Origin of the sequence: Paucibacter sp. Y2R2-4, from assembly GCF_025717535.1 — a bacterium.
Classification (GTDB): domain Bacteria; phylum Pseudomonadota; class Gammaproteobacteria; order Burkholderiales; family Burkholderiaceae_C; genus Paucibacter_A.
Genome location: NZ_JAJIRO010000003.1, coordinates 306,783 through 331,563 on the forward strand (window position 1 = coordinate 306,783; position 24,781 = coordinate 331,563).

At 62.1% G+C, this 24,781-nt stretch carries 23 protein-coding genes and 1 pseudogene; 12 read left to right on the plus strand and 12 right to left on the minus strand.

The genetic code is table 11. The annotated features are described in order from the left end of the window. Window positions 1-25: 25 nt before the first annotated feature. From LNV06_RS12590 to LNV06_RS12605, 4 genes and pseudogenes are all read right to left on the minus strand, one after another. A pseudogene (locus LNV06_RS12590) lies at window positions 26-1,342 on the minus strand (MFS transporter); the annotation flags it as partial. 72 nt (window positions 1,343-1,414) lie between these two features. Next, complete coding sequence (locus LNV06_RS12595; RefSeq protein ID WP_263538638.1) at window positions 1,415-2,083, minus strand: CAAX prenyl protease-related protein; 669 nt, start codon at window positions 2,081-2,083, stop codon at window positions 1,415-1,417. A gap of 121 nt (window positions 2,084-2,204) precedes the next feature. Beyond that, window positions 2,205-3,062, minus strand: coding sequence for a 23S rRNA (adenine(2030)-N(6))-methyltransferase RlmJ (locus tag LNV06_RS12600; protein ID WP_263538639.1), 858 nt, complete (start codon window positions 3,060-3,062; stop codon window positions 2,205-2,207). 47 nt (window positions 3,063-3,109) lie between these two features. Beyond that, entirely contained in the window at window positions 3,110-4,318 is a 1,209-nt protein-coding gene (locus LNV06_RS12605; RefSeq protein WP_263538640.1) for a right-handed parallel beta-helix repeat-containing protein, read from the minus strand. A gap of 151 nt (window positions 4,319-4,469) precedes the next feature. Between LNV06_RS12605 and LNV06_RS12610 the strand changes: the two genes are divergently transcribed. After that, window positions 4,470-5,540 (plus strand): alkene reductase, encoded by a 1,071-nt coding sequence (locus LNV06_RS12610; protein ID WP_263538641.1) that lies wholly within the window; start codon window positions 4,470-4,472, stop codon window positions 5,538-5,540. Between the two features lie 27 nt (window positions 5,541-5,567). Here LNV06_RS12610 and LNV06_RS12615 read toward each other — a convergent pair whose 3' ends face one another. Then, window positions 5,568-6,140 carry an MOSC domain-containing protein gene (locus LNV06_RS12615; RefSeq protein ID WP_263538642.1) on the minus strand — a complete coding sequence of 191 codons (573 nt, stop codon included), beginning with the start codon at window positions 6,138-6,140 and terminating at the stop codon, window positions 5,568-5,570. A gap of 336 nt (window positions 6,141-6,476) precedes the next feature. Here LNV06_RS12615 and LNV06_RS12620 point away from each other — a divergent pair, with 336 nt between their 5' ends. Then, a complete protein-coding gene (locus LNV06_RS12620) occupies window positions 6,477-8,357 on the plus strand; it encodes a phosphoenolpyruvate carboxykinase (GTP) (RefSeq protein ID WP_263538643.1) in 1,881 nt (626 codons plus the stop codon). Between the two features lie 90 nt (window positions 8,358-8,447). Here LNV06_RS12620 and LNV06_RS12625 read toward each other — a convergent pair whose 3' ends face one another. Further along, window positions 8,448-8,684 carry a hypothetical protein gene (locus tag LNV06_RS12625; RefSeq protein WP_263538644.1) on the minus strand — a complete coding sequence of 79 codons (237 nt, stop codon included), beginning with the start codon at window positions 8,682-8,684 and terminating at the stop codon, window positions 8,448-8,450. 138 nt (window positions 8,685-8,822) lie between these two features. Here LNV06_RS12625 and LNV06_RS12630 point away from each other — a divergent pair, with 138 nt between their 5' ends. The 4 genes from LNV06_RS12630 (at window position 8,823) to LNV06_RS12645 (ending at window position 11,854) form a co-directional block, all read left to right on the plus strand. Continuing rightward, window positions 8,823-9,794 (plus strand): LysR family transcriptional regulator, encoded by a 972-nt coding sequence (locus LNV06_RS12630; RefSeq protein WP_263538645.1) that lies wholly within the window; start codon window positions 8,823-8,825, stop codon window positions 9,792-9,794. After that, the gene (locus LNV06_RS12635) at window positions 9,791-10,555 is read left to right on the plus strand and encodes a UPF0149 family protein (RefSeq protein ID WP_263538646.1); all 765 of its coding nucleotides are present in this window, start codon (window positions 9,791-9,793) and stop codon (window positions 10,553-10,555) included. Before LNV06_RS12630 ends, LNV06_RS12635 begins: the two co-directional genes overlap by 4 nt. 29 nt (window positions 10,556-10,584) lie before the next feature. Beyond that, the gene (locus LNV06_RS12640) at window positions 10,585-11,340 is read left to right on the plus strand and encodes a metallophosphoesterase (RefSeq protein WP_318013488.1); all 756 of its coding nucleotides are present in this window, start codon (window positions 10,585-10,587) and stop codon (window positions 11,338-11,340) included. Window positions 11,341-11,431: 91 nt separating this feature from the next. After that, the gene (locus tag LNV06_RS12645; protein ID WP_263538648.1) at window positions 11,432-11,854 is read left to right on the plus strand and encodes a universal stress protein; all 423 of its coding nucleotides are present in this window, start codon (window positions 11,432-11,434) and stop codon (window positions 11,852-11,854) included. A 9-nt stretch (window positions 11,855-11,863) separates the two neighbouring features. On the opposite strand, the gene LNV06_RS12650 is transcribed toward LNV06_RS12645, so the two are convergent. After that, a complete protein-coding gene (locus LNV06_RS12650; RefSeq protein WP_263538649.1) occupies window positions 11,864-12,079 on the minus strand; it encodes a hypothetical protein in 216 nt (71 codons plus the stop codon). A gap of 303 nt (window positions 12,080-12,382) precedes the next feature. Between LNV06_RS12650 and LNV06_RS12655 the strand changes: the two genes are divergently transcribed. Further along, on the plus strand, window positions 12,383-12,607 hold the full coding sequence (locus LNV06_RS12655; RefSeq protein ID WP_263538650.1) for a hypothetical protein: 225 nt from the start codon (window positions 12,383-12,385) through the stop codon (window positions 12,605-12,607). On the opposite strand, the gene LNV06_RS12660 is transcribed toward LNV06_RS12655, so the two are convergent. Beyond that, window positions 12,601-13,533, minus strand: a complete 933-nt coding sequence (locus LNV06_RS12660) for a LysR family transcriptional regulator ArgP (RefSeq protein ID WP_263538651.1) — start codon at window positions 13,531-13,533, stop codon at window positions 12,601-12,603. The genes LNV06_RS12655 and LNV06_RS12660 overlap by 7 nt on opposite strands. 175 nt (window positions 13,534-13,708) lie before the next feature. On the opposite strand from LNV06_RS12660, the gene LNV06_RS12665 reads away from it, so the two are divergent. The 3 genes from LNV06_RS12665 to LNV06_RS12675 all read left to right on the plus strand — a co-directional run bounded on the left by LNV06_RS12665 (window position 13,709) and on the right by LNV06_RS12675 (window position 17,568). Beyond that, entirely contained in the window at window positions 13,709-14,983 is a 1,275-nt protein-coding gene (locus tag LNV06_RS12665; RefSeq protein ID WP_263538652.1) for a D-amino acid dehydrogenase, read from the plus strand. Window positions 14,984-15,063: 80 nt separating this feature from the next. After that, window positions 15,064-16,395 carry an Hsp70 family protein gene (locus tag LNV06_RS12670; protein WP_263538653.1) on the plus strand — a complete coding sequence of 444 codons (1,332 nt, stop codon included), beginning with the start codon at window positions 15,064-15,066 and terminating at the stop codon, window positions 16,393-16,395. 141 nt (window positions 16,396-16,536) lie between these two features. Next, on the plus strand, window positions 16,537-17,568 hold the full coding sequence (locus LNV06_RS12675) for a choice-of-anchor A family protein (RefSeq protein ID WP_263538654.1): 1,032 nt from the start codon (window positions 16,537-16,539) through the stop codon (window positions 17,566-17,568). A 29-nt stretch (window positions 17,569-17,597) separates the two neighbouring features. On the opposite strand, the gene LNV06_RS12680 is transcribed toward LNV06_RS12675, so the two are convergent. Together LNV06_RS12680 and LNV06_RS12685 are read right to left on the minus strand one after the other, a co-directional pair. Continuing rightward, window positions 17,598-18,392, minus strand: coding sequence for a YecA/YgfB family protein (locus LNV06_RS12680; protein WP_263538655.1), 795 nt, complete (start codon window positions 18,390-18,392; stop codon window positions 17,598-17,600). Window positions 18,393-18,974: 582 nt separating this feature from the next. Next, a complete protein-coding gene (locus LNV06_RS12685; RefSeq protein ID WP_263538656.1) occupies window positions 18,975-19,928 on the minus strand; it encodes a LysR family transcriptional regulator in 954 nt (317 codons plus the stop codon). 95 nt (window positions 19,929-20,023) lie between these two features. Here LNV06_RS12685 and LNV06_RS12690 point away from each other — a divergent pair, with 95 nt between their 5' ends. Then, window positions 20,024-21,550 (plus strand): CoA-acylating methylmalonate-semialdehyde dehydrogenase, encoded by a 1,527-nt coding sequence (locus LNV06_RS12690; RefSeq protein ID WP_263538657.1) that lies wholly within the window; start codon window positions 20,024-20,026, stop codon window positions 21,548-21,550. A 9-nt stretch (window positions 21,551-21,559) separates the two neighbouring features. On the opposite strand, the gene LNV06_RS12695 is transcribed toward LNV06_RS12690, so the two are convergent. After that, on the minus strand, window positions 21,560-22,726 hold the full coding sequence (locus tag LNV06_RS12695; protein WP_263538658.1) for a GGDEF domain-containing protein: 1,167 nt from the start codon (window positions 22,724-22,726) through the stop codon (window positions 21,560-21,562). Further along, on the minus strand, window positions 22,723-23,916 hold the full coding sequence (locus LNV06_RS12700) for a sensor domain-containing diguanylate cyclase (protein WP_263538659.1): 1,194 nt from the start codon (window positions 23,914-23,916) through the stop codon (window positions 22,723-22,725). The genes LNV06_RS12695 and LNV06_RS12700 overlap by 4 nt, the downstream gene beginning before the upstream one ends. A gap of 108 nt (window positions 23,917-24,024) precedes the next feature. Here LNV06_RS12700 and LNV06_RS12705 point away from each other — a divergent pair, with 108 nt between their 5' ends. Next, entirely contained in the window at window positions 24,025-24,774 is a 750-nt protein-coding gene (locus LNV06_RS12705; RefSeq protein WP_263538660.1) for an SDR family oxidoreductase, read from the plus strand. Window positions 24,775-24,781: the final 7 nt, after the last annotated feature.

Here is a 24,781-nt window from a genome sequence, read left to right on the forward strand (position 1 = left end):
CTCAGTCCTGATAGCCACGCATGATGGCGGCAAAGCGCTGCAAATACTCCGGCACTCGGATGAACACATAAAGACTCACCGCCAGATTGGCCAGGCCCACCGCGAGGAAGAGCTCGGGAATGCTCAAGCCCGCCTGACCCATCAAGACCCCGGCCAGCAGCGAGCTGGCAATCATGAACAAAGCGTTCAAGATATTGTTGGCCGCAATGATGCGAGCCCGGTGCGTGGGCTGCGAACGCAGCTGGATCAAGGCATACATGGGCACGCTGTACAGCCCGGTGAACAAGGCCAGCAGGCCTAAGTCAGCCAGTACGCGCCAATGCTCGCTGTGGCTGAAGAAAGCGGCCATGCCCATCAAATCGGGCTTGGTGGAGAGGCCCCGCGAAGCGAAGTACAGATCCACCGAGAACAGCGTCATGCCGATGGCGCCTATGGGTACCAGGCCGATTTCGACCTGCTGGCGCGAGAGCTTTTCGCACAGCAGCGAACCGACCCCAATGCCTAGGGAGAACATCACCAGCAGCACGGTGGCGACTTGTTCATCGCCATGCAGCACCTCCTTGGCGAAGGCCGGGAAGTTGCTCAAGTACACCGCACCAAAGAACCACATCCAGGAGATGCCCAAGAGCGAGCGGAACACCACCGGCACCTCACGCGCCAGCTTGAGGTTGCGCCAGGTTTCGGTGAAAGGGTTCCAGTTGATCTTCAGCTGCGGGTCGGTCGCCGGGCAGGGCGGGATGGATTGCGCCAATAGCCGACCCAGCACCGCCGTCAGCAAGCAGGCGATAGCTACATTGCGTGCGCCCACCTCGGGTACGGCGATCAAGAGGCCACCGGCGACTTGGCCCAGCAAGATGGCCACAAAAGTGCCCATTTCCACCATGCCATTGCCGCCCATCAGTTCGCGCTCGTTCAGCTGCTGCGGCAGGTAAGCGTATTTGACTGGGCCGAACAGGGTGGAGTGCAAGCCCATCAGCAAGACACAGAGCAGCAGCACCGGAACTTGGGTCGTCAGATAGCCCCAGGCCGCCAAGGCCATGATGGCGATTTCCAGAGACTTCACAAAACGCATCAGCTTGTGCTTTTCCAGTTTGTCGGCCAGTTGGCCGCTGGTGGCGGAGAAGAACACATAGGGGAGGATGAACAGCGCGTTCACCACCAGGCCGGCTTGCGAGGCGGGCAACCAGTTCAGCTGCAGCTGGTAAGTGATCAGGATGATCAGCGGGAACTTGAACAAATTGTCATTGCCCGCATTGAGAAACTGCACCCAGAAATAGGGCGCGAAGCGGCGCTGCTTCAGCAGCGCAAACTGTCCGCTGTGTTCGGGCGTGGGTGAGCTCATGGAAGGAGGCTTCGCTTTTCTAGAAAAAAGAGGGCAACAGGGTCAGGTCTTGCGCTGCTGTCAAAGCAGGCTTCACCAAAACTGCCATTGGCCGCTGTGTATCACCCACAGGCCCAGCACCCCATTGGTCACGGCGTGCGCGATCACGGCGGTCCAGAGCTTGCCGGTGCGTACATACAACCAGGCATAGGCCAGGCCCGCGACGATGGCGCCCAGCCAGAGCGTGTGCGCCAGCATGAAGACGAAGGTGGACAGCACGATGGCCTTGAGCCCCACCCGCTGCGGGCTGACGGTTTCGAACTGTGGGCTCTCAATCCAGCGCATCAAGTAACTGCGCCAGAATAGCTCTTCCATCACCGGCACGATCAGGGCCGCGCCGATCCAGCGCAGGGCGATCAAGGGCCAGATCAAGCGTCCCTCGGCGTCCAGCGGCAAAAAGCTGGCCGTGGGTTCGCCCAGCTGCATCCAAGGTGCGTCAAGATGAATCCAAAGCCCGAAGACGATCAGGCCCACGCCGATGGACCACAGCGCTTCGCGCCGGGTCGGCAGGTTTTGCCGTACCAGTTCGCCATATTCGCGCCAGTACCAGGCCAGCAAGCCGCCCACGACCAAGACGCTCAGCCCGTAAATCCAGCGCGGATCGAGGGTTTGACTCTCGGGGAGCAGGCCCCGCAGCGCCAACAAGCCCATGAAGGCAGCGAAAGGAATGATGCGGGCCAGGGCGGCGGAGCTGAAGTTCATGCTTGCGTCAAAGAAGGTGCCCGAGGCCGGGCCAAAGGCGCAAGCCTAACGCGAAGATGATGACAGACGATGCGGTGAAAGCCCGGGTGAGTCGTGTGAGCCAGGCAAAAGCTGCGCCGAATCAGGAGGTGCGCTGTTCGAGCAGGAAGTTGGCGCCGTCATACTGGCCCAGCTTGTCGACCAGATAAGGCATGCAGGCCTGCAACTCATCGTGCAAGGTGAAAGGCGGGTTGATGACGAACATGCCGCTGCCCAACATGCCGAAGCCTCGCACATCGGCTTGCTGCTGCACGGTCAGGCGCACATGCAGCCAGCCCTTTTTGGCGCCTGCGTCGGCAGCGGCTTTCAGCCTTTGCGCCAGCTGGGCCGACTCCAGCAGCTGCAGCTGCGGATACCAAATCAGGAACACGCCTTCGGCAAAACGTTCCAGTCCTTCGCGCACCGCTGTCACGACCTTGGCGTAATCGGTCTTCAGTTCATACGAGGGGTCCATCAAGACCACCGCGCGGCGCGAGGGCGGCGGCAGTTCGGCGCGCAAGGCGCTGAAACCGTCTTTGTCGCTGACCTGGGTGTTGGGTCGGGTGGACAGATAGGTCTCGAGAATGCGGAAGTCGGTCGGGTGCAGCTCGTAGACGCGCAGCCGGTCTTCGGCGCGCATCAGCAAATTGGCAATGGCCGGCGAGCCGGGGTATTGGCGCAGCTGGCCGTCGGTGTTGAAAGCGCGCACCGGCTCCATGTAGTTGGCGAGCGGCTCGGGCAGGTCCTTGGCATCCCACAGGCGCGAAACGCCGTGCACATATTCGCCCTTTTTCTGGGCGTACTGACCTTCGATTGAGTAGCCGCCGGCGCCGGCGTGCGTGTCGACCAGGGTGTAGGGCTTGTCTTTTTCGCCCATATAGCGAAGCACCTGGGTCAGGATCAGGTGTTTGAGAACATCGGCATGGTTGCCGGCATGAAAGGCGTGTCGGTAGGCGAGCATGTGCGAACTGTAGCTTGGCGGGCGCCCGCGTGCGAGCCCGAGCCGGCTTAAGGGAGCTGAATCGCGCCGGGGTGACGGGCCGGCTGAAGCAGAGCCACGGTGCTGCGCGGATGCTGATACTGGCGCGTGGGTCGCAAGTTCAGCCCCAAGGCTTCGCCGGGCTCGACCGCCTTGCCGCGCAAATGTGAGTTGGGGCGCAGCGCATAGTTCTCGCGCGCCGCCAGCACGAATTCATCCAGATCAATCAGATGATTGCCGGCCTGCTCCCACCCGCTCTCGGCGTTGAAGATGCGGTTGCCGGCCAAGAGGTTGTTGATCAAGCGCGCCTTTGCGGGGCCGGGCTTGACGCGCAGGTAGACACCTTGCGTCGGCATCAGATCCACCAAGGTGTTATGAATCAGCTGCAACTCTTGCTTGGGCCAGGTGTAGCCTTCGGCGCCGAAGGACACCATATGAGGGTTGTCCGAACCCGAGCTTTGCTGGATCACGTTGCCGATCACCATCGCTTGGCCGCCGTTGGGAAACTCCAGCTCATAGCTGGCGCTGCCGCCGATTTCGTCGGTCAGACGGTTGTAGAAGATGTGATTCAGCGCGGCGCGGCTTTTGATCAGGTGGCCGCGCATGCCGTGGTGGAAATAGCAGCCGCTGACCGAAAGCTTGGCGATGCTGCCGGCATAGAGCAGATGGCTGAAGCTGCCGGGCCGCTCGCCGAAAGAGAATTCGCAGCCCTGCAGGTCCAAGTGGGTGTTAGGGTCGTTATTGGTCAGCAAGCCCATTTCGCAGCGACTGAAGGAGCAGTCTTTGACACTCAAGGAGCCGCGCTCCAGCCGGATGCCGGCGCCGTTGGTGTCGGGTACGCGGGCGCCGATGAAGTCAAAGCCCTCGATGCTGACCGCGTCGCCGCTCATCACAAAGATGCCCTTGCCCTGCGCGGCCGCACCGTTGGCCAGCATGCGCACCCGCCCGCCCACCGCTCGCAAGCTCAACTGGCTTTGCGGCCAAGCAGCCACATCGGCGGGGTAGTCGCCGGCTTCGACTTCGATCAGCATGCCGTCGCGGGCCACTTTGGCGGCGACAGCCAGGGTTTTGACGGCTTGCAGCTTGCCCACACGCAGCGTGGCGCTGGGTTTTTCGGCGCTGGCTTGCCCAAGCGGTGCCGCGGCCAGCAGTCCGGCCCCCAGCCATTGCAAGCCTTGCCGCCGATTCAGCGCGCGGGGCATTGGATAGAGGGGCAGGGTGCTGGGCTTGGGCGTCATCGCGAGGACCTGTATTCGACTCAGTGGGCGAGGGGTATTTGCGCCGCGAGTCTAAGGCTTGTCTGCGAAGCTGCACCATCGCAGCAAGACTCTCAAGAAGCAGCTACGCTTGGCGCCTTTCGCGCCTCGTGCCGACAAAATTTTCAAGCTCATGCCCAATCTCTTTGACCCTATTCAACTCGGTTCCTTGACCCTGGCCAATCGCATCGTCATGGCGCCGCTGACGCGCAGCCGTTCTAAGGGGCTGTTGCCCGGCGAGATGGCGGTGGAGTACTACCGGCAGCGCGCCACCGCCGGCTTGATCATCAGTGAAGGCACGCAAATCTGCCCCGAGGGTCAGGGCTATCTGGACACACCCGGCATCCACAGCCGCGAACAAGTGGCGGCGTGGAAGCGCGTCACCGACGCGGTACATGCCGAGGGCGGCAAGATCGCCGCGCAGCTCTGGCATGTGGGGCGCATCTCGCATGTGATGTTCCAGCCCGAGGGGCGCGCGCCGGTGTCCTCCACCGCGCGGGCGGCCAAGGGTCAGACCTTCACCGGCAGCGGTTTTGTGCCGGTGTCGGAACCGCGTGCGTTGTCCACCGAGGAGATCCCGGCTGTGGTGGCCAGCTTTGCTCGCGCTGCCGAATGTGCCATGGAGGCGGGCTTTGATGCGGTTGAGGTGCACGGCGCCAATGGCTATCTGCTCGACCAGTTCATGCGCGACAGCATCAACGACCGCAGTGACGACTATGGCGGCAGCATCGCGCACCGTGCCCGCTTCACGGTGGAGGTAATGACGGCCGTGGCGACCGCCATCGGCCCGGGCCGCAGCGGTTTGCGCCTGAGCCCGGTCACGCCCAGCAACGATGCAGGCCCCGACAGCCAGGCGCAGGCCTTGTTCAACCACGTCGCCGAACAGCTGTCGCCCTTAGGGCTGGCTTTCTTGCATGTCGTGGAAGGGCAGACCGGCGGCGATCGTGATATCGCCCCCTTTGACTACCAAGCCATGCGCCGCTGCTTTGGCGGCCCCTGGATGGTGAACAACGGCTACACCCGCGAGATGGCCTTGAAGGCGGTGGCCGAGGGGCAGGCCGACTTGGTCGCCTTTGGTCGCGACTTCATATCCAACCCCGATCTGGTGCGGCGCTTGCGCCTCAACGCCGCCTTGCAGCCACTCGATCGCGCCACCCTTTATGGCGGGGACGCCAAGGGCTATACCGACTATCCGAGTCTTTGAGCCAAGCTTCGGCGCCAGGTTCGTTCGCTATCTGCCGCGGATCTTGGCCCGGAACAACTCGGTGATGGACACCTCGCGCGGCCCTGGCAGCAGCTCGAAGCGCTCGCCGGCGGTGAGCTGGCCGGGTCTTTTGACGGCCAGGTAGAAGCCGCACCAGGCGCTTTCCCCCATCAGCTTGACCGCCTTGTTGAAGCCCATCACCGCGTTGAACTTAAAGCAAGGAAAGCGCGGCTCGCTCACCAACAACTCGCAGTCGGCAAAGCGCAGCAGATCGCCGATCCAGACGTCTTTCTCCAGCAGCCCGGCGATGGTCAGGTTCTCGCCCATGGCGCCATGCGGCAGTGCCTGCTCCCAAGCGGCCGCCTTGGCCTGGCCGCGCACCGTTTGCCAAAAGGCGTAATGCTCCGAAGGGTAGGCATAAATCGCCTTGCTCAGGCCGCCGTGCACGCTGAGGTCGGCTTGTTCGTCGCCGGCCAGTCCCAGCGGCTGCACTTGCTGTGGGCCTTCAACGCTGCGCTTGCGAATACCGCTGGCGACCGTCTTGCCATCCAGGGTTTGCAAGTCTTGGGCGCGGGCCAGATTGATGCTGATCAGTTTCATGGCGCTAAGTGTGACAAAAGTCGCGGGCACTCGCTCGACGAAACCCACCGGGCATGACTTCATTCTGGAAATGCATAACTGCGGGTTCCTGGCAAGTTACGGCGTGGTTACATTGGGGTGACAATTGAAGGCCTTGTGGGGCAGCTGTTGCTTCGGTCTATGCCGGAGTCACTGGCTTCAGGGGAAAAACAAGGCGGGACCGGTCAGCATCAGGCGCCTATCAGGGGTCGAACGATGAGTGGCATTGGGTCAAGTCCGAGGGCAAAGCGCACCGCTGAGGTGAGTGTTTGCTTACGAGCTTGACCCAATACTGCTTTTATATTGATGGGAACTGCCATGAACCAACCCGTGATGGAAGGCCTGCGCCTGAACGTGCCAGCCTATGTGAAACACTCGCGCCTGATTGCTTGGGTGGCCGAGATCGCCGCGCTAACCGAGGCGCGCGACGTCTATTGGTGCGACGGCAGCCAAGCCGAGTACGACCGCCTCTGCGCTCAACTAGTGGCCGCCGGTACCTTCAAGAAACTCAACCCGGCCCTGCGCCCCAATAGCTACCTCGCCAGCAGCGACCCCAGCGATGTGGCGCGTGTGGAGGACCGCACCTATATCTGCTCGGCCAAGAAGGAAGACGCCGGCCCAACCAATAACTGGATGGCTCCGGCCGAGATGCGCCAGCTCTTGCAAACGGGTCAGAAAGACGGAACACCGGCCTTGTTCAAGGGCGCAATGAAGGGTCGCACCCTCTATGTGGTGCCTTTCAGCATGGGCCCGATCGGCTCACCGATTGCCCATATTGGCGTCGAGTTGTCGGACAGCCCCTATGTGGCCGTGAATATGCGCACCATGACCCGCATGGGCCGCGCTGTGCTCGATGTGCTGGGTGAGGATGGCGTTTTCGTGCCTTGCGTGCACACCGTGGGTGCGCCCTTGGAAGCCGGTCAGGCCGATGTGAAGTGGCCGTGCAACCCGACCAAGTACATCGTGCATTACCCCGAAACGCGCGAAATTTGGTCCTATGGTTCCGGCTACGGCGGCAATGCGCTGCTGGGTAAGAAGTGCTTTGCGCTGCGCATTGCGTCCACCATGGGTCGTGACCAAGGCTGGTTCGCCGAGCATATGTTGATCTTGGGCGTGACTTCGCCCGAGGGCAAGAAGTACCACTTTGCGGCAGCCTTCCCCAGCGCCTGCGGCAAGACCAACTTCTCGATGCTGATTCCGCCGGCTGCGTTCAACGGCTGGAAAGTCACCACCATTGGCGACGATATTGCCTGGATCAAGCCGGGTGCTGATGGCCGCTTGTACGCCATCAATCCGGAAGCCGGCTACTTTGGCGTGGCACCGGGCACCAACACGCTGACCAACTTCAACTGCATGGCCAGCCTGAACAAGGACGTGATCTTCACCAACGTCGGTCTGACCGATGAGGGCGATGTCTGGTGGGAAGGCATGACCGACACGCCCCCGGCTCATCTGATCGACTGGCAAGGCAAGGACTGGACGCCAGCCATCGCCAAGGAAACCGGCGCCAAGGCCGCGCATCCGAATGCCCGTTTCACCGTCTCGGCCGTCAACAACCCGGCCCTGGATGCCGATTGGGACAATCCGGCCGGCGTGCCCATCGACGCCTTCATCTTCGGCGGCCGCCGCTCCACCACCGTGCCTTTGGCCACCGAGGCGCGCGACTGGGTCGAAGGTGTTTACATGGCCGCAACCATGGGTTCGGAAACCACCGCCGCCGCTGCCGGTCAGCAGGGCGTTGTGCGCCGCGACCCCTTCGCCATGCTGCCCTTCATGGGCTACAACATGAGCGATTACTTCCAGCATTGGCTGGATATGGGCAAGAAGCTGCAGGCTTCTGGTGCTAAGTTGCCGAAAATCTACTGCGTCAACTGGTTCCGCAAGGGCGCCGATGGCAAGTTCGTCTGGCCCGGCTATGGCGAGAACATGCGCGTGCTGAAGTGGATGTTGGACCGTGTGGAATGCACGGGTCAGGGCGAAGAGCACGCTTTTGGTGTGACACCGCGCTATCAGGACATCAATTGGACAGGCTTGGACTTCACGCAAGAGCAGTTCAACATCACCACCCATATCGACAAGGCCGCATGGGCCGTCGAGATGAAGCTGCATGAAGAACTGTTCCAGCAGCTGGCCTACCGTTTGCCGGCGGAGCTGCCCGCCACCAAGCTGAAGATCGAAGCTCGCCTCGCCGCCGAATAAGGCGAAGACGTTAGACAAAGAAAAAGCCCGCTGATGCAGCGGGCTTTTTTTCGCGTGTTGCGCCTGTTGAAGGGCGCTTCGCCTTGTGTTTCAGCGACGGCAGTTGGCGGCACGCAGTTCGGCGGCAAACGAAGGCATGCTGGCTTCGTATTGCTGGGCCAGGGCCAGCAGTTCGCGCTCGGCGCGGGCTTCGGCGGCCGCAGCCAGGCGAGCCTTGGCCGATGCGATCACATGCATCCACAGGCGGGCGCCGATGGAGGTGAAAGAGCCGCCGTGGCGGATGCTGCGGGACATGGGCAGGCCAAAAGTTTGGGTAGCAACGCTCATGGAACTTTCCTAATTGGGGTGGGCTCTTGGCCCGATGAGCGGATTATCGGGTAAACCCTAGTCATGTCGCCAATGAATGTTTTGAATTAGATATATAAACAGGCCGAATATCACAGCGCGTCGCCGCACGCAGGGGCCATGAACTTTCGCCATTTGGATCTGAATCTGCTGCGAGTCTTTGATGCGGTGATGGCCGAGCGCAGCCTGACGCGGGCCGCCAGCCGTTTGGCCATGACGCAGCCGGCGGTCAGTCATGCGCTGAAGCGCTTGCGCGAGGCGCTGGGGGAAGAGCTTTTCATTCGCCAAGCCTTTGGCATGAAGCCCACCTCGCGGGCCGAGGGCATGTGGCCCGAGGTGCGATTGATCTTGCAGCGCCTGCAGGCTCTGTTGGTGCCGGGGGAGTTCCGCCCTGCCGAAGAGGACTACACCTTCCGCATTGCGATGGCGGACGCGACGGCTGCTTTGTTGTTGCCGCCCTTGGTGGCGCAACTCGAAGCCGTGCAGGCCTTGGCCAATGTGCATGTCTTGCCGCTGACCACCCGCGACCCGCGTGCCTTGCTGGACCAAGGCGAGGCGGACTTCGCGGTGGGCTATTTCCCTGGTGCGGTGGCGGCCTTGCGCGCGCAAGGCGGGCAGTCGGTCATCCGGCAACACCGGCTCTACGACAGTGAATATGTCTGCGTGATGCGGCGCGGCCATCCGCTGGCCGATCAGCCCTTGGATCTGGATGCGTTTTGCTCCGCCCATCATTTGCTGGTGAGCTTCTCAGGCCGCCCGCATGGCTTTGTCGATGAAGCCTTGAGTGCACTCAATCGCAGCCGCCGCATTGTCTTGACGGTCAATCAGTTCTTCACTGCCGGGCGGGTGGTGACCAAGTCAGACCTTCTGACGGTCTTGCCGGCCTCCTTTGTGGAGGCCACCGGCTACAAGTCCGAGCTGCTGGAGCGCCTTCTGCCTGTGCCGCTGGCCCAGGTGCATGTGGACATGCTTTGGCATCTGCGCAGCGAGAGCCGAAGCGCTCAGCAATGGATGCGCGAGCGCTTGATCGAAGCCGCGCGCATCGCCCAGGCTGGCGCATTGATGACAACAGAGGCGACAATCGGCCCATGAGTACACAAGACCTGACCGATGCCGAGTTTGCCGAACTCGATGAACTGCTGGCCACCACGCCCGAACCCCTGCAGGCGCTGGACGCCTCCATGCTGGACGGCTATTTGTGCGGCGTGCTGGTGCAACCCCGTTTGATTGAGATCGACGAGTGGCTGCCGAATATCTTCGACTACGACGGCGGCGTGCTGCCCGATGATGTCGACGCCACGTGGTTGGCACGCATTCGCGAATTGGTGGAGCGCCGCCATGGGGCCTTGAACCGGGCCATGGTGGAAGACGGCTGGTTTGACCCGGTGGTGCTGGATCTGGACGACGCTCCCGAAGCGGAAGCAGCCACCGATGAAGAGCTCGACGCCGACGAGCGTCAAGCCCGCGCCACTTATGAAGGCATGAGCCTGATCTCGCGCACCTTGATGCCCTGGGTGGCCGGTTTTCAGCATGCGACGCTGTGCTTCCCCGAGTTGTCGGACATGCCTGACGACGCCGTGATGGCGGCGCTGGCCCGCTTGTATCGCCATCTGCCGGCCGAGACCGACGAAGAGAAAGAAGTGGTGGCTACGCTGGACCGCGAGCATCCGCTGAAGGATGTGGACGACGCCATCGAAGAGCTGGTCGTCACCGTGGCCGATCTTTGCGACTTGACGCAAGAGCAGCGCTATCACGTGGAAACCTTGCGTCGCGAAGGCCCCAAGCTGGGCCGCAATGACCCCTGCCACTGCGGTTCGGGCCGCAAGTACAAACAGTGCCACGGCGCTAACTGATGCTTTTGCAGTTGCTTTCGGATCTCCATATGGAGACCGAAGCGTTTGAGCCTGAAGTGGCGCCCGCGGCCGAGGTTCTGGTTTTGGCGGGCGATGTGGACAGCAGCTGGCAAGGTTTGCAGCGCTTTCGTGATTGGCCCGTGCCGGTGATTTTTGTGCCGGGTAATCATGAATACGACGGCCGCGACTTTGACGCTGCGCGCGCGGGTTTGCACGCTCTGTCCGAGGAGTTGGGCTTCATCATCTTGGACAACGCCAGCTGTGTGCGCTGCGATGCGCAAGGTCGCCGGGTGCGCTTTGTCGGCAGCACGCGCTGGAGTGACTTTGATGTTTTCGGCGCGGCCGAGCGCGATCGTGCCATGCGGGCTGCCGCTTATTTTCAGCGGGTCATGGCCGCCACGCGGCGTGGCAGGCCCTTTGATGCGGCTGCGGTGCGTGAAGAATCGCTGCTGTGTCGTGATTGGCTGACGCAAGCCTTGGTTTCAGGTGACGTTGCTGAAGACTGGGATGCCACCGTCGTCATTACCCACTTCGCACCCAGCTTGCGCAGCGCCGATCCTCGCTACGGTCGCCAACCCGGCACCGCAAGTTTTTGCAATGACGATGAGGTTTTGCTGCCGCAAGCGCGTTTGTGGCTGCATGGGCATTTGCATTGTCAACACGACTATCGGTTCGAGACTGCAGCGGGTGCCAACACACGGGTGATTTGCAATGCTCGCGGGCATTTGCGCAAGGGTGAGCCGGCGCGTTTTCAGCCTCAGCACTTGATTGAGGTGTTTGCCTGAGGCGCTACTCTGCTTGATGGACATCAAGGCTTTCGTACCCGGCTGTGTCAGACTTGCTTCTAGGCATGGTGCCGAACAAAAGGAGAGCCCGATGAAGATCCTGGTTGCCGTCGATGGAAGCAGTTACACCAAGCGCATGCTGGCCTATTTGGCCGCTCATGACGAGTGGCTTGGGGACACACATCAGTACACAGTCGTGCATGCGGTGCCAGCCGTACCGCCGCGGGCTGCCGCGGTCTTGGACAAGGAATTGTTGAAAAGCTATTACGCCGACGAAGGCGAAAAGGTGCTGAAGACGGTGCGCAGCTTCTTTACCAAACAGGGCATCAAGGCCGACTTCATCAACAAAGTTGGGCCGGCTGCGGACGTGATCGCTGCTACCGCCGAGAAGGGCAAGTTCGGCTTGTTGATGCTGGGCTCACATGGCCATAGCGCGCTGGGCAATCTGGTACTGGGTTCGGTGGCCACCAAGGTGATGGCCAATTCTTCCGTCCCGGTACTGCTGATTCGCTGAATTTGCGGCTCAGGTGTTGCGCTTAGTGAGCCAGGCCAGCGGGGACTCCAGCGCGCGCCGCGCGCGCTGTGATTCCAGTTCCACTTCGGTCACCGACGCGCGATAGTCATCGCCGTCTTGGAGGCTGGCTTCCATGCCAAATGCGGTGCCCAAATCGGCGGGATCTTGTTCGAAGGCAGGTGCGGGGCTTCGGCGGAAGAAGCGCAATGCTGGAGCGAATCGCATATCAAACCTCGCATCTCAGTAAAAACTGGTTGCCAAATCGCCTTCGGCGTTCAAGCTGCCTTCAGTGTGCGTGAAGGCGTCGCTTTTCGAACCCCTGAACTGGGTGGCTTAAAGGGTTTAGTTGGGGAAATGTCACGCATTGCTGCGGTGCAAAAATCCGCAGCATTTTGCGCTTAGTGCCCGATCCCAACACGAATTCGGGAAAGACCCAATATCCTACTTAGGTAGGCTTGAACTAGTCCGTTCGAATGGGTATTCTGCGCAGCCCATTTGTTCAATTTGTCACGGATCCCAATGAACACCATGTTTTTAAAGTGGTTTGCCTATGGCGTCATTGGCCTGGTGGTCGGCTGCTCTGTCTGGCTCGGGAGTTTGGTCGATCAAAAAGCCAAGCCGTCATTGAACTACCGTTTGGTCGCAGAGTCAGGTGCACATCCCTTGCGCATCCGCGCGCTGCATGCGCCTGCAGAGGCCGCTTCGGCTGTGCAGCGCCCAGTGCAAACCCAAGTTCGCTTCGAAACTCAGTGATGAGCCAAATCAGCCTTGGCGCCCAATGCCAAGGCCTGACCGATTTGGTCCAGCAGAGCCACACGCGTCGGCGCAGCGACCAAGTCTGAAACCAACTTCCATTGATGCCAGTAGAGCGTGACATCCACGCTCAAGTCCGGCCGCAAGGCCACCAGGCTGCCGTCAGTAATTAATGCCCGAACCTGTAGTTCTGGCACCACCCCCACCCCCCAACCATTGCAGACTGCGCGCACGATCGCTTCGCTGGAAGGGACATAGCGCTCCTGCAGTCTTGGGGCACGCAAGCCAAAGGCCTTGGCCACCCATTGCACCTGACAGTCGTCCTTGCGATTGAAGACCAAAAAGGGCGTGCTGGCAAAGTTGGCTTCATTCAGTCCATCCGGCAGGCGTTTGCGCATGAAGTCTGGGCTGGCCACCGCCACATAGCGCATCACCCCCAGCGGCTGCACCAGACAGCCACGCAAGGCCTGACGCACGGTGCTGACGCAGCCCAACACCTCGCCTTGGCGCAGCCAGTCGTGGGTGAAGTCTTGGTCGTCCACCACCAATTCCAGGCCAAAGCCTTGTTCCAGGCCCTGCTGGACTACCGCATCCAGTGCCGGCAGCACCCAGGTCGCCAAGCTGTCGGCGTTGACGGCGATGGCAATGCGCTCATTCGGCGCCGCCGGCGCGCCCAATTCCCGGGCGACATCGGTACGCAGGGCGGCCAACTGACGCGCAAAACGCAGCAAAACCTTGCCAGGCTCCGTCAGCCGCAAGGGCCGCGAGCGCACCACCAACAACTGTCCTACTTGGGACTCCAAGCTGCGCAGGCGCTGCGAGATGGCGCTCTGGGTGATGTTGAGGCGCTGAGCCGCGCGCTCAAAGCTGCGCTCATCGGCTAGGGCCGCCAAGCAATCGAGTCCGGCTGAATCAAGGTCTTTCATAAGACTTGCTAATGTATCCAGAGAAATATTAATTCACCTTCTGGTTTCACCGGAGCCTGTCGACAATCCGCCCCCAATCGCTGGTGCAAGTGGCTGCAGTGCAGGCAGAGCTTGGCCGATATCCCTTCTGGGTTTACAAACTAGAGTGGTCCGCGTTGGGCCGGCTGGAGTCGCTATGAAAGTCGTCGTATTGGGAGCCGGCATCATCGGTGTCAGCACCGCCTGGTATTTGCTGGAGCAAGGCCACGAGGTGACGGTGGTGGATCGCCAGGCCGATGCCGCGCTTGAGACCAGTTTTGCCAATGGCGCGCAGATCTCGGTGAGCTTTTGCGAACCCTGGGCCAATGCAGGCGCGCCCTTCAAGGTGGCCAAGTGGCTCTTGCGCGACGACTCGCCGCTGCTGTTCCGCCCCAGCCTCGACCCCAAGCAATGGATTTGGGGCCTGAGCTTTTTGACCCAATGCACCACCGCCGCCTTTGAGCGCAATGTGGAACAACTGGTGCAACTCGGCCGCTACAGCCATGAATCGCTGAAGGGCCTGGTCGCCCAGACCGGCATTGAGTACAACCGCTTGGAGCGCGGCATCCTGCATTTCTTCTCCTCGCAGGCCGACTTTGAAGCCGGCGCGGCCGGGGCCGAGATCATGCGTCGTCACGGCGTAGACCGCCGCGTGCTGAACCGCGATGAGGTCTTGAAGATCGAGCCGGCCCTGGCGACCTTTGGCCGCAATATCCATGGCGGCACCTTCACGCCTAGCGACGAATCCGGTGACGCCTGTGTGTTCACACAAAAACTGGCCAAGCTCTGCATCGAACGCGGCGCCACTTTCTTGTATGAACATGAAGTGCTGCGCTTGTCGCGCGCCGGGCAGGGTGTCGATGCGGTGCAGATCGCCGATGTGCGCAGTGGCAAGAAGAGCGAGTTGAAGGCTGATGCCTTTGTGGCGGCCATGGGCTCTTACACGCCGGCCCTGGTGCGTCCCTTGGGCGAGTTCTTGAACATCTACCCCGCCAAGGGCTATTCGGCCACCATGAAGCTGAAAAAGCCTGAACAAGCCAGCGTGGTCAGCTTGCTGGATGACACCCGCAAGATCGCCATTTCGCGCCTGGGTGACAGCATCCGCATTGCCGGCACCGCCGAGCTCTGTGGCTTCGATTCGGACCTCAGCCGGCCGACTTCGCGCGTGCGCTGCGAGGCCTTGGTGAAGCGCTATGAAGAGCTGTTCCCTGGCGTGGCCGATCTGAGCGAAACCAATTACTGGACCGGTTTGCGCCCCAGCACGCCCACCAACATCCCCTACATCGGCCGCAGCAAGAAGGCCTCCAATTTGTGGATCAACGCCGGCCACGGCACCCTGGGCTGGACGCATGGCGCAGGCTCCGGCCATGCGATGGCCGAGCTGATGGCTGGCCGTCGGCCACCGCTGGATTTCGGCTTCTACAGCGCTTGACGCGCGAGCCTTAGGGGCTTGCCGCGCGGCCGGCGAGGCCCGGGCGCTTACAATCCGCGCCCCTCTCGCCGTAGCCCGCCATGCCTTCCACGCCGTCCACTCCTTCGTTTTGTGCCATTGACTTTGGCACCTCCAATTCCGCCATTGCGATTGCAAAGCAAGACGGGAGCGGCGGCATGCGTCTGGTGGAGTTGGAAGCTGGCCAGCTCACCATGCCAACGGCGGTGTTCTATTTCGTCGAAGGGCGCCACGATGCCGATGGCCCGCCGCGAGCCTTTGGCCGGGCGGCGGTGGCGGCCTATGTCGAGGGCGTCGACGGGCGCTTGATGCGCTCGATGAAGAGCATTCTGGGCTCCGGCTTGATCGACCAAACCACCGATGTGGGCGGCGGCCGGGGCGTCAAGTACTTGGACATCTTGTCCGGTTATCTGAAGCGCTTGCGCCAGACGGCCATGAACTCGGCCCAGGCCGAGGGCCGTGCGCTGAACTTGAATCAGCTGGTGCTGGGCCGGCCGGTCTTTTTTGTGGACGGTGAACCAGCCCGCGACGCGGCGGCGCAGGCCTCTTTGGAGCAAGCGGCGCGTGCCGTGGGCTTCGATGAGGTGCAGTTCCAGTTCGAACCGATTGCGGCGGCTTTTGACTTCGAGCAGCACAGCGAGCGTGAGCAGATTGTTTTGGTCGCCGACATTGGCGGCGGTACCTCGGACTTTTCCGTGGTGCGCGTGGGCCCGGATCGCATGCAGCGCGTCGACCGGCGCGACGACATCCTGGCCAATCATGGCGTCCATATTGCGGGCACCGACTTTGACCGTCATGTCGAACTCGCCAGTGTCTTGCGCGAATTCGGCTACCGCTCTTTCGGCCCCGAGCGCCCGGGTGCACCGGCACGCGAAGTGCCCAGCGGCGTGTACTTCGACCTCGCCACCTGGCATTTGATCAACACGGTCTACAGCCCGCTGCGGGTCGCCGAGTTGCGCAATATGCGCAGCTTCTACGGCAATCTGCAGCATCACCAGCGCCTGATGACGGTGGTGGAAGACCATCTGGGCCATGAATTGGCCGCGCGTGCAGAGGCCGCCAAGATTGCGGTGGCCAACGGTGGTGACACCCTTATCGACCTGAGCGTGGTGGAAAACGGCTTGCAGATCGAGCTGACCGAGGCGGTGGCCGTGGCCGCCATCGGCGCTGACATCGACCGCATCGCTCAGGCCGGCCGCGATGCGGTGGCCCAAGCGGGTTTGAAGCCCGAGCAAATCGATGCGCTGTACTTCACTGGTGGCTCCACCGGTTTGCGTCTGCTGGCCGAGCGCATCGCTGCGGACTATCCGGCGGCGGCGCAGGTGCGTGGCGACCGTTTTGCCTCCGTCGCGACGGGTTTGGGCCTGCATGCGGCGCGCTTGTTTGGCCAATGAATTGACGCAGTTGAACTGAAGCAAAAGCGGCCAAAAATCGGCCTTTGCTACGTTTTCTCTCCTAGCATTTTTAGACTTAGCTCTCAATAGGATTGCTTGAAACTCAGGCAAACTTAGGGTTAACCCAAGCTAAGGAGTTGCATGAAAACGACGATCCGCGCCTTCGCCTCTTTTGTAACGCTGACGGCCATGGCCGCGCCCGCCTCAGCCGCCGCGCCCCTGTCGGCGCAGCAAATCTTGACGCAGTTCAATCTGGTCACCTTGGGCAATGCGGTGTCCAACAACCAGCAAGTGGATGGCCGCAGCTTCATCGGCGGCAGCTTGAATGGAGGCGTTTTTGGCGCGCGACCGGGTGCGATGGGAAGCTCTGACTATGCCGGGCTGACCGTCATGGGTTCGGCCAACGGCATGCAGGTGAACGGCCAGGGCGCTGTCATCATGGGCAGCCTGAGCAACAGCATCGTCAACCAAGGCAGCAGTTCGGTGCTCGGCGGGGCGGTCAACAACCATTTCAATGGCCCCAGCTATGTGGCCGGCCCCAGCGCCAACAACCAGTTCAATGGCGGCAAGCTCAGCCAAGCCACCGCAGCGGCTCAAGCCGCGAACAGCACGGACTTTGCTGCCTCGATCAAAGGACTGTCGACCTCTCTGAGTCAACTGGCCAGCACCGGCAGCACGGTCAACATCAGCGACGGCGGGCAAGGCAATCGCGTGACCTTCAGTGCGGTGGCCAACAGCCAAGGCCTGGCCGTGTTTGACCTGAGCAGCATGGACAAGCAGATCTTTTCCAAAGGCGAGTTCGCCTTTGATCTGAAGGGCGCCAACACGGTGATCTTCAATGTGGATGAGACCAGCTTGAACTTCGCCAGCAACTTCTTGAACGGAAGTGCCTCCGAGTTGGGCAGCAAGGTAATCTGGAACTTCCACCAAGCGACTGATCTCACCATCCACAATCAATTCGGTGGTGTGATCCTGGCGCCCAATGCCACGCTGAATAACTTCAACACCATCCAGGGCTCGGTGCTGGTCAACCAGCTGAATCAGGGCGGCAAGATTTCGTGGAACGGCTTCACCGGCAATATCACCACGGCCGTTCCCGAGCCCGCCACCTACGCCATGCTGCTCAGCGGCCTGGGTGTGGTGGGCTGGCTTGCCCGACGTCGCCGGGCTTGATGAAGCTTCGCGCTCAGGCCATGAATTGATCAGTAGCGGCCGCGCGGCGGGGGGCCACGTCGCGCTGGTGGGCGCTGCGGCGCCTCGGGCTTGGCTTGCGGGCGCGACACATCGGCCAGCATCAAGCAGGCGCTGACCAGGCTTTCCACCGCTTCTTCCAAATTGGCAGCCGGCTCCAGCGACTCGATTTCTTCCAGCAAGTCGTCGGCGTCTTCCAAATCTTCCGGGTCGATGTGGCGAAAGATCGCCGCCAGCGGCTCCAAGAGATCGGCGGCGTTCTTGCGCATCAGGTCAGGGAACAACTCGCAAGCCAGCGAGAAGCCCGCCACCCAGGGGAACAGCACCTCGGAGGGATCGGACTCGTCATCATCACCCTCTTCCTCATCTTCATATTCACTGGCCAACTCGAACACCCAGGGGTCAAACCATTGGCGCTGAGTGATGGCCTGATTCAACTGCTGATAGCGCCGTTTGACTAGCGCCATCAAGGCCTTGCTGTCGAAGCCAGCGGGCGGGCTGCGTCCCTCTTCGCTGTCCAGCACATGGCGTGACCAATCGAAAGTGGGCACGGCCTTGGGCTGCAACAAGACGCCGACCAAGTAACCATCCAGCATGCTGACATCCAACGGCTCCAGCGGCGCAGGCACGTGGTCCAACATGTCTTGCAACTGATCCATCTCGGCTTCGTCCAGCGGGCGCAGTGGCGCGGGAGGCGTCGGCTGAGCGTTCGCGGGTTTGCGGGCAGGTGCTGCGCGCTGCGCCGAGCCGCGCGATTGCGCTGGTGGGCGAGACGAGAAAGAGCGAGGGGGCTTGGCTTGGTTCATGGGTCTATTGTCCCGCCGAACTACCTCCGCCGGCAAAGCACTGCCACGCTTGCATTGAGCGTGACTTTGGGCATCCCACTTGGTGGGGATGGTGGGGCTGGGGTCATGTCTCTACAGTTGGACCCAAGCAAGACATGCAACCAGTGCCTTGCACCGATCCCAACGACGTCCTTTCGAGGACTTTCAGCGCCCACCTGGCTTGCCAGGCGGGCGTTTTTTTTGAGGTTTGGAGGGACACAACTGCCTCAGGCAGCGGTGCAGCGCAGGTGGCCAGGGTTTGCCAGGTGCCGAGCGTCGTCGGGGGCGCAATTCCACTCCTGTCCCCCGCTGTCACCTTGCAGGCGCCAGCTCCTCCTTTACCTCGTGGAATTGCGCCCCCAACGCCACTCGGCAGTTCCATCGATCTGCGACTTTTACGAAAGGCACGGCTTTGCCGGATCAGGCCGCTTGGGGGTGCTGTGGCGCGAGGTTAAGGAGGAGACCCGAGCGAAGCTCGGAGCGGGGGACAGGAGCGACGCAGTGCCCCCAAGTGGCTTGATCACCGCCGTATCCTTAGGTTCCAGGGTGCTTGGCACCCGCCGCTCAACGTTCAAGCAGGAATCCCGCCGCCAGAACTTGCCGGAGGTGATCAATCAAGAGCCGCAAAGGCCGAGGTGTATGGCTGGTCCAGGGGTAAACGGCGTAAATGGCGTCGCCGAAAAAACCAACCGGGCGCCAGTCGGGCAGCACTTCGACCAAGGCGCCGCTCTGCAGCGCGGGGGCGGCGCTGAAGTCGGGCAGCAGGGTCAGGCCCAAGCCGTCCAGGGCGGCGTCCCGCAAGATCTCACTATTGCTGGCGCGCAGTGGCCCTTGCACAGGGACGCGAAGGCGTTGCGGCTCGTCGCCCGCTGCTTGATGCTCAAACAACCAAACGGCCGGGCCGGGGCGCAGATAAGGCAGACAGGCGTGCTCGCTCAGCGCTTGCGGATGTGTGATGGGGGTGGCCTGTTTCAGATAGCTTGGGCTGGCCACCAGCAGCGCACGCGAGCCGCAGAGCTTGACGGCCACATGGCTGTCCGGCGGCGCTGAGCAGTGGCGCAGGGCCAGATCGAAACCCTCTTGCGCCAGCGCCACCAAGCGGTCCGATAGATCCAGTTCGATGCGGATCTCTGGGTATTGCTTGAAGAAGGCGTGCAGCGCGGGCGCGATATGTTGCCGGCCCAATGCCACCGGCACGGTCACGCGCAAAAGCCCCCGCGCTTGCCCGACCGCGTCTCGGGTGGCGTTTAGGGTGCGGCTGATGTGGGCAAAGCTGGCTTCGGTGTCCTCCACCAAACGCAGCCCGGCCTCGCTCAAACGCACCGATCGGGTGGTGCGCGCCACCAGGGTCACGCCCATGCTGCGCTCCAGCTCGCTGATGCGCTGGCTGATGGCGGCCTTGGACAGGCCCAGACGTTGCGCCGCCTTGGTGAAGCTGCCGAGCTGGGCGATCACAGTCAGTGCATGCAACTGTCCCCACAGCAAGTCTTGTCGAAGTTCGGGTGCTTTTGGGCTCATGATTGTTCATATTATTGAACAATCAAATCGACAAAACTGGATTGGCAAGGGCAAAGGGCCTGCCTAGACTGCGCAGCATTCCCAGGAGACTTTGTATGAACAGCCCCAAGATCGCCGCTTACAGCAGCAGCCAAGACATCACCCACTTCATCAATGGCCGGCCGCAAGCCGCCAGCTCGGGCCGCAGCCAAGCGGTCTACAACCCGAGCACCGGCCAAGTGGCCCGGCAGGTGCAGTTGGCCAGCCAGGAGGATGTGAATGCGGCGGTGGCGTCGGCGTTGGCGGCCTTCCCGGCCTGGGCCGATGCGCCGCCGCTGCGCCGCGCACGGGTGATGTTCAAGTTCTTGGAACTGCTCAATGCCCACAAGGAGGAGTTGGCGGCCATGATTACCGCCGAGCATGGCAAGGTCTTCACCGACGCTTTGGGCGAGGTCGCTCGCGGCATCGACATCGTCGAGTTCGCCTGCGGCGCCCCGCATTTGCTCAAGGGCGACTTCACCGAGCAGGTGTCCTCCGGCATGGACAACTGGACGCTGCGTCAACCACTCGGTGTGGTGGCCGGCATCACGCCCTTCAACTTCCCCTTCATGGTTCCGATGTGGATGGCGCCCTTGGCGATTGCCACCGGCAATGCTTTCATCCTGAAGCCCAGCGAGCGTGACCCATCGCCGAGCTTGTTGGTGGCCGACTTGTTCAAGCAGGCCGGTCTGCCGGACGGCATCTTCACGGTCTTGCAAGGCGACAAGCTGGCGGTTGACGGCTTGCTGCATCACCCAGATGTGAAGGCGCTGAGCTTTGTCGGCTCGACCCCGATTGCCCAGTACATCTACCAAACCGGCGCCGCCATGGGCAAGCGGGTGCAGGCCTTGGGTGGCGCCAAAAACCATATGGTGGTGATGCCCGATGCTGACATTGAGCAGACGGTCGACGCTTTGATTGGCGCTGCTTACGGCTCCGCTGGTGAGCGCTGCATGGCGATCTCGGTGGCGGTCTTGGTGGGCGATGTGGCCGACCAGATCGTGCCCAAGCTGGCCGAGCGCGCGCGCGCACTGAAGATCAAGAACGGTATGGAACTCGATGCCGAAATGGGCCCCATCGTCACTCGCGAGGCGCGTGAGCGCATCGAGGGCTATATCGGTATCGGCGTCGAAGAAGGCGCGCAGTTGCTGGTCGATGGCCGTGGCCACAAGGTCGCGGGTTACGAAGACGGCTTCTTCACCGGCGGTACGCTCTTTGATCATGTGACACCCAGCATGCGCATCTACAAGGAAGAGATCTTCGGCCCGGTATTGGCCTGCGTGCGCGTGCCTGACTTCGCAGCGGCGGTGCAACTGGTCAACGACCATGAGTACGGCAACGGCGTGGCCTGCTACACCAGTGACGGCAATGTGGCCCGCGAGTTCGCCCGCCGTGTGCAGGTGGGCATGGTGGGTATCAATGTGCCTATTCCCGTGCCCATGGCCTGGCATGGTTTTGGCGGCTGGAAGAAGAGCCTGTTCGGCGATATGCATGCTTATGGCGAAGAGGGCGTGCGCTTCTACACCAAGCAAAAAAGCATCATGCAGCGCTGGCCGGCCAGCGTGGCCAAGGGCGCTGAGTTTGTGATGCCGACCAGCAAGTAAGGCGCAGGATCAGGCCTCAGCGGCCTGCACCAGATTGCGGCCCTGGGCCTTGGCCTTGTACATGCCCTGGTCGGCGCGGCGCAGCACATCATCGGCGCTGGCGTCGGTGGCCCGTCCTTCGGCAATGCCAAAGCTGGCGGTCAAAGGCCAAGGCTTGCCTGACCATTCAAAGTTGCTGTGTTCCAAGTTGTGGCGCATGCGCTCGGCCACCAACAAGGCGCCGGCCAAGTCGGTCAGCGGCAGGAGCATGCAAAACTCTTCTCCGCCCAAGCGGCCGAAGCGGTCGATGTCTCGCACGCACGGGCTCAAGACCTCGACCGCACGCTTCAGCGCCGCGTCGCCCGCGGCATGACCCAAGGTGTCGTTGAGGTGCTTGAAGTGGTCCATATCGATCATCACCAGCGCATAGCTGCGGCCACGTTGCAGCCGTGTGTGCTCGACTTCGATGGCCTCGCTCAGCGCCCGCCGGTTCAGCACCTCGGTCAAGGGATCACGGCGGGTCAGGCGCTGGATGCGCAGGATCAGCTTGGTCATCACCAGCAAGCCCATGGTGGCATTCACCACCAGGTTCATGACCAGCGTTGACCAGAGCCAAGCCACATTGAAGTCACCGCTGCCCAATACGTCGGTAGTTTGCCCGGGGCGCAACAGGGACTCCAATAAGCGCGACAGCATCATGGCGCTGATCAGAAACAGTGGGCCGGTCAGCACGGTGGCCATTTTTCGGTCCAAATGAATGCGCAATTGCTGCCAGGCGTCGACGCTGGCCATCACGCTCAGCAGCGTCATGCTCAGAAAGATCAGCCGCGAGTGCCAGCGCATATCGCCTTGGTAAGGCAGCAAGGCCAGCACTAGCGCCGCTGGCAGCAGCACCGCCAAGGCACTGCGCCAAGCCAGGCGCGGCGCATTCAATGCCGGCATGCTGGCGCGCAACAAGGCAATCGCGGCGATGCCCATCACATCCGAGCCCCAATAGCTCAGCAAGGCAGGGGCATGGCCGCGCAGGCCATGGGCCGCCAAAGAGCCGGCCAGCAAGGCGTTCACCAGCGCCAGGCATTGGCACATGCGCGGCTCGACCTGCGCGGCGCTGGCCAGGAGACCCCAGGCCAGGCTGGCGATGAAGAACACCAGCATGATGGCCGCCAACAAGGTCAGCGGTTCGGAGCCTGTGCTCATGGCTTCACCATCTTGCCGAGCAGGGCACCGGCTTCGGCCACGCAGATGCGGTCTCGGCCTTCCGACTTGGCGCGGTAGAGCAGCCAGTCCGCCATGGCCAAGGTGGTTTCGCCCTGCGGATCATCCGGCTGGCAGGCGGCCACCCCGAAGCTGGCCGTCATGGCCACCGGCGCTTCTTTCCAACTGAAGGGCTGGCGCCGCAAGGCTTCGCACATGCGCTGGGCCACCCGGCTGGCGTCGGCCAGCGCGGTGTGGGGCAGCAAGAGGCAGAACTCCTCGCCACCGAGGCGGCCCAACTGGTCCAGCTCGCGCATATTGGCTTGCAGCACCGCCACCAGATGCAATAACGCCGCGTCGCCGGCCGCATGACCCAAACGGTCGTTGATTTGCTTGAAGTGATCGACATCGATCATCACCAAGCTATGTTGATGCCCGCGCTCGATCTGGGCCTGCAAATGCCGAAGTTCTCCACCGAAGGCGCGCCGATTCAAGGCATTGGTGAGGGGGTCACGCAAGACCATGTGTTGGATGCGCCCGATCAGCCGCGTCACCACCACACTGACCAAGCCCAGCGCGATCAAAAGGGTCAAGAGCAGATACAGCCAGGCCAGGCCGGCGCTGGCAGGCTGCCGGGGCATGAGCAAGCTGCTGGTGTCGGGCCGCCAGGCGAAAGTCGCCGCACGCGCCAGCAGCAAGAGGCTGGTCAACATGAAGGGCATGGCCAGCAGGGCCGTGACCCAAGCGGGTTGGCCGGCGCGTGTGCCGCTCAACACATCTCGCGAGCACAGCAGGAACAGCAAACCCGTCGATAGAGACATCGCCAGCATGCCCCAGCGAAAGGAACCCAGCAGCGCGGCGAGTAGCACGGCCAGGGTCGCGCTGGCCGAGATCAGCAGCAGATCGATGCGCTTTTGGTTCAGCAGCATCAAACGCCGGACCCCCAGGCTCATCAGCGTGAAACCGGCCAGATTGCTCAGCACCTGCGGCCAAGCGCCCAGCCAGCCCGGCCACCAAGCCAAGCAGCTCAGGCACAAAAGGCCGGGAATGAACATCACATAGGCCCCAGCCAGCAAGCGACCAGCCGCCGGCGCGATGCGAAACGCTTGCACCAGCAGCAACCAGACCAAGGCCATGAAGCCGTTGATCACGGCCGTGACCGTGGTCAAGGTGCCGGTATCAAAAACTTCCATGGGCAAGTGGGGCGGAGGAGGTCACGAGGCTGATGCGAATGGTGGATGGGAAGGCATGATCTGACCCTCATGATCGCCCAGGCCTTGGGCGTACACAATGGGAGCTTCATGAAGCCGAACATTATTCTGATCACGGGCGGTGGGCGCGGTATCGGTGCGGCCATCAGCCTGCTTTGTGCCAAAGCCGGCTGGGACCTTGCGGTCAACTACGCCCGGGACCGCGGCACCGCTGAGTTGGTGGCCGAACAGGCGCGGGCGCTCGGGCGCCGAGCCTTTGTCGTGCAGGCCGATGTGTCCGATGAGGCGCAGGTGCAGGCAATGTTTGCACACATTGACCAACAAGACGGCCGCTTGGCAGGTTTGGTGAATAACGCCGGCGTGGTCGCGCCTTTGGCGCGGCTGGAGGAGATGAGCGTGGCCCGATGGCAGCAGGTCTTCGGGGTCAATGTGATCGGCAGCCTCTTGTGTGCGCGCGAAGCGGTCAAGCGCATGAGCACCCGGCATGGCGGCGCAGGCGGCGTCATCGTCAATATGTCCTCGCGGGCCGCGCAGCTGGGTTCGCCCAATATCTATGTGGACTACGCTGCCAGCAAGGGCGCGATTGACACTTTGACCCTGGGTCTGGCGCGCGAGTTGATTGGCGAAGGTATTCGGGTCAACGGGGTGCGGCCGGGCATCATCGATACCGAGATCCATGCCTCGGGTGGCATGGCCCATTTGCTTGATGATGCCGTGGCGGGCCTGCCGATGCGGCGCATGGGCACGACCGATGAAGTGGCTCAGGCGGTGCTGTGGCTGCTGTCCGAGGACTCCAGTTACACCGTGGGCAGTTTGATTGACGTCGGGGGTGGGCGTTAGTGGGTGG

Excerpts from the sequence above, each read along its gene's own strand:
- LNV06_RS12630 (WP_263538645.1), top strand. The coding sequence starts at position 8,823 with ATGAACTTTCGCCATTTGGATCTGAATCTGCTGCGAGTCTTTGATGCG.
- LNV06_RS12625 (WP_263538644.1), bottom strand. The coding sequence starts at position 8,684 with ATGAGCGTTGCTACCCAAACTTTTGGCCTGCCCATGTCCCGCAGCATC.
- LNV06_RS12635 (WP_263538646.1), top strand. The coding sequence starts at position 9,791 with ATGAGTACACAAGACCTGACCGATGCCGAGTTTGCCGAACTCGATGAA.
- LNV06_RS12680 (WP_263538655.1), bottom strand. The coding sequence starts at position 18,392 with ATGAACCAAGCCAAGCCCCCTCGCTCTTTCTCGTCTCGCCCACCAGCG.
- LNV06_RS12615 (WP_263538642.1), bottom strand. The coding sequence starts at position 6,140 with ATGAAACTGATCAGCATCAATCTGGCCCGCGCCCAAGACTTGCAAACC.
- LNV06_RS12640 (WP_318013488.1), top strand. The coding sequence starts at position 10,585 with ATGGAGACCGAAGCGTTTGAGCCTGAAGTGGCGCCCGCGGCCGAGGTT.
- LNV06_RS12610 (WP_263538641.1), top strand. The coding sequence starts at position 4,470 with ATGCCCAATCTCTTTGACCCTATTCAACTCGGTTCCTTGACCCTGGCC.
- LNV06_RS12650 (WP_263538649.1), bottom strand. The coding sequence starts at position 12,079 with ATGCGATTCGCTCCAGCATTGCGCTTCTTCCGCCGAAGCCCCGCACCT.
- LNV06_RS12660 (WP_263538651.1), bottom strand. The coding sequence starts at position 13,533 with ATGAAAGACCTTGATTCAGCCGGACTCGATTGCTTGGCGGCCCTAGCC.
- LNV06_RS12695 (WP_263538658.1), bottom strand. The coding sequence starts at position 22,726 with ATGAGCACAGGCTCCGAACCGCTGACCTTGTTGGCGGCCATCATGCTG.
- LNV06_RS12645 (WP_263538648.1), top strand. The coding sequence starts at position 11,432 with ATGAAGATCCTGGTTGCCGTCGATGGAAGCAGTTACACCAAGCGCATG.
- LNV06_RS12600 (WP_263538639.1), bottom strand. The coding sequence starts at position 3,062 with ATGCTCGCCTACCGACACGCCTTTCATGCCGGCAACCATGCCGATGTT.
- LNV06_RS12605 (WP_263538640.1), bottom strand. The coding sequence starts at position 4,318 with ATGACGCCCAAGCCCAGCACCCTGCCCCTCTATCCAATGCCCCGCGCG.
- LNV06_RS12685 (WP_263538656.1), bottom strand. The coding sequence starts at position 19,928 with ATGAGCCCAAAAGCACCCGAACTTCGACAAGACTTGCTGTGGGGACAG.
- LNV06_RS12595 (WP_263538638.1), bottom strand. The coding sequence starts at position 2,083 with ATGAACTTCAGCTCCGCCGCCCTGGCCCGCATCATTCCTTTCGCTGCC.
- LNV06_RS12620 (WP_263538643.1), top strand. The coding sequence starts at position 6,477 with ATGAACCAACCCGTGATGGAAGGCCTGCGCCTGAACGTGCCAGCCTAT.
- LNV06_RS12655 (WP_263538650.1), top strand. The coding sequence starts at position 12,383 with ATGTTTTTAAAGTGGTTTGCCTATGGCGTCATTGGCCTGGTGGTCGGC.
- LNV06_RS12705 (WP_263538660.1), top strand. The coding sequence starts at position 24,025 with ATGAAGCCGAACATTATTCTGATCACGGGCGGTGGGCGCGGTATCGGT.
- LNV06_RS12670 (WP_263538653.1), top strand. The coding sequence starts at position 15,064 with ATGCCTTCCACGCCGTCCACTCCTTCGTTTTGTGCCATTGACTTTGGC.
- LNV06_RS12690 (WP_263538657.1), top strand. The coding sequence starts at position 20,024 with ATGAACAGCCCCAAGATCGCCGCTTACAGCAGCAGCCAAGACATCACC.
- LNV06_RS12700 (WP_263538659.1), bottom strand. The coding sequence starts at position 23,916 with ATGGAAGTTTTTGATACCGGCACCTTGACCACGGTCACGGCCGTGATC.
- LNV06_RS12675 (WP_263538654.1), top strand. The coding sequence starts at position 16,537 with ATGAAAACGACGATCCGCGCCTTCGCCTCTTTTGTAACGCTGACGGCC.
- LNV06_RS12665 (WP_263538652.1), top strand. The coding sequence starts at position 13,709 with ATGAAAGTCGTCGTATTGGGAGCCGGCATCATCGGTGTCAGCACCGCC.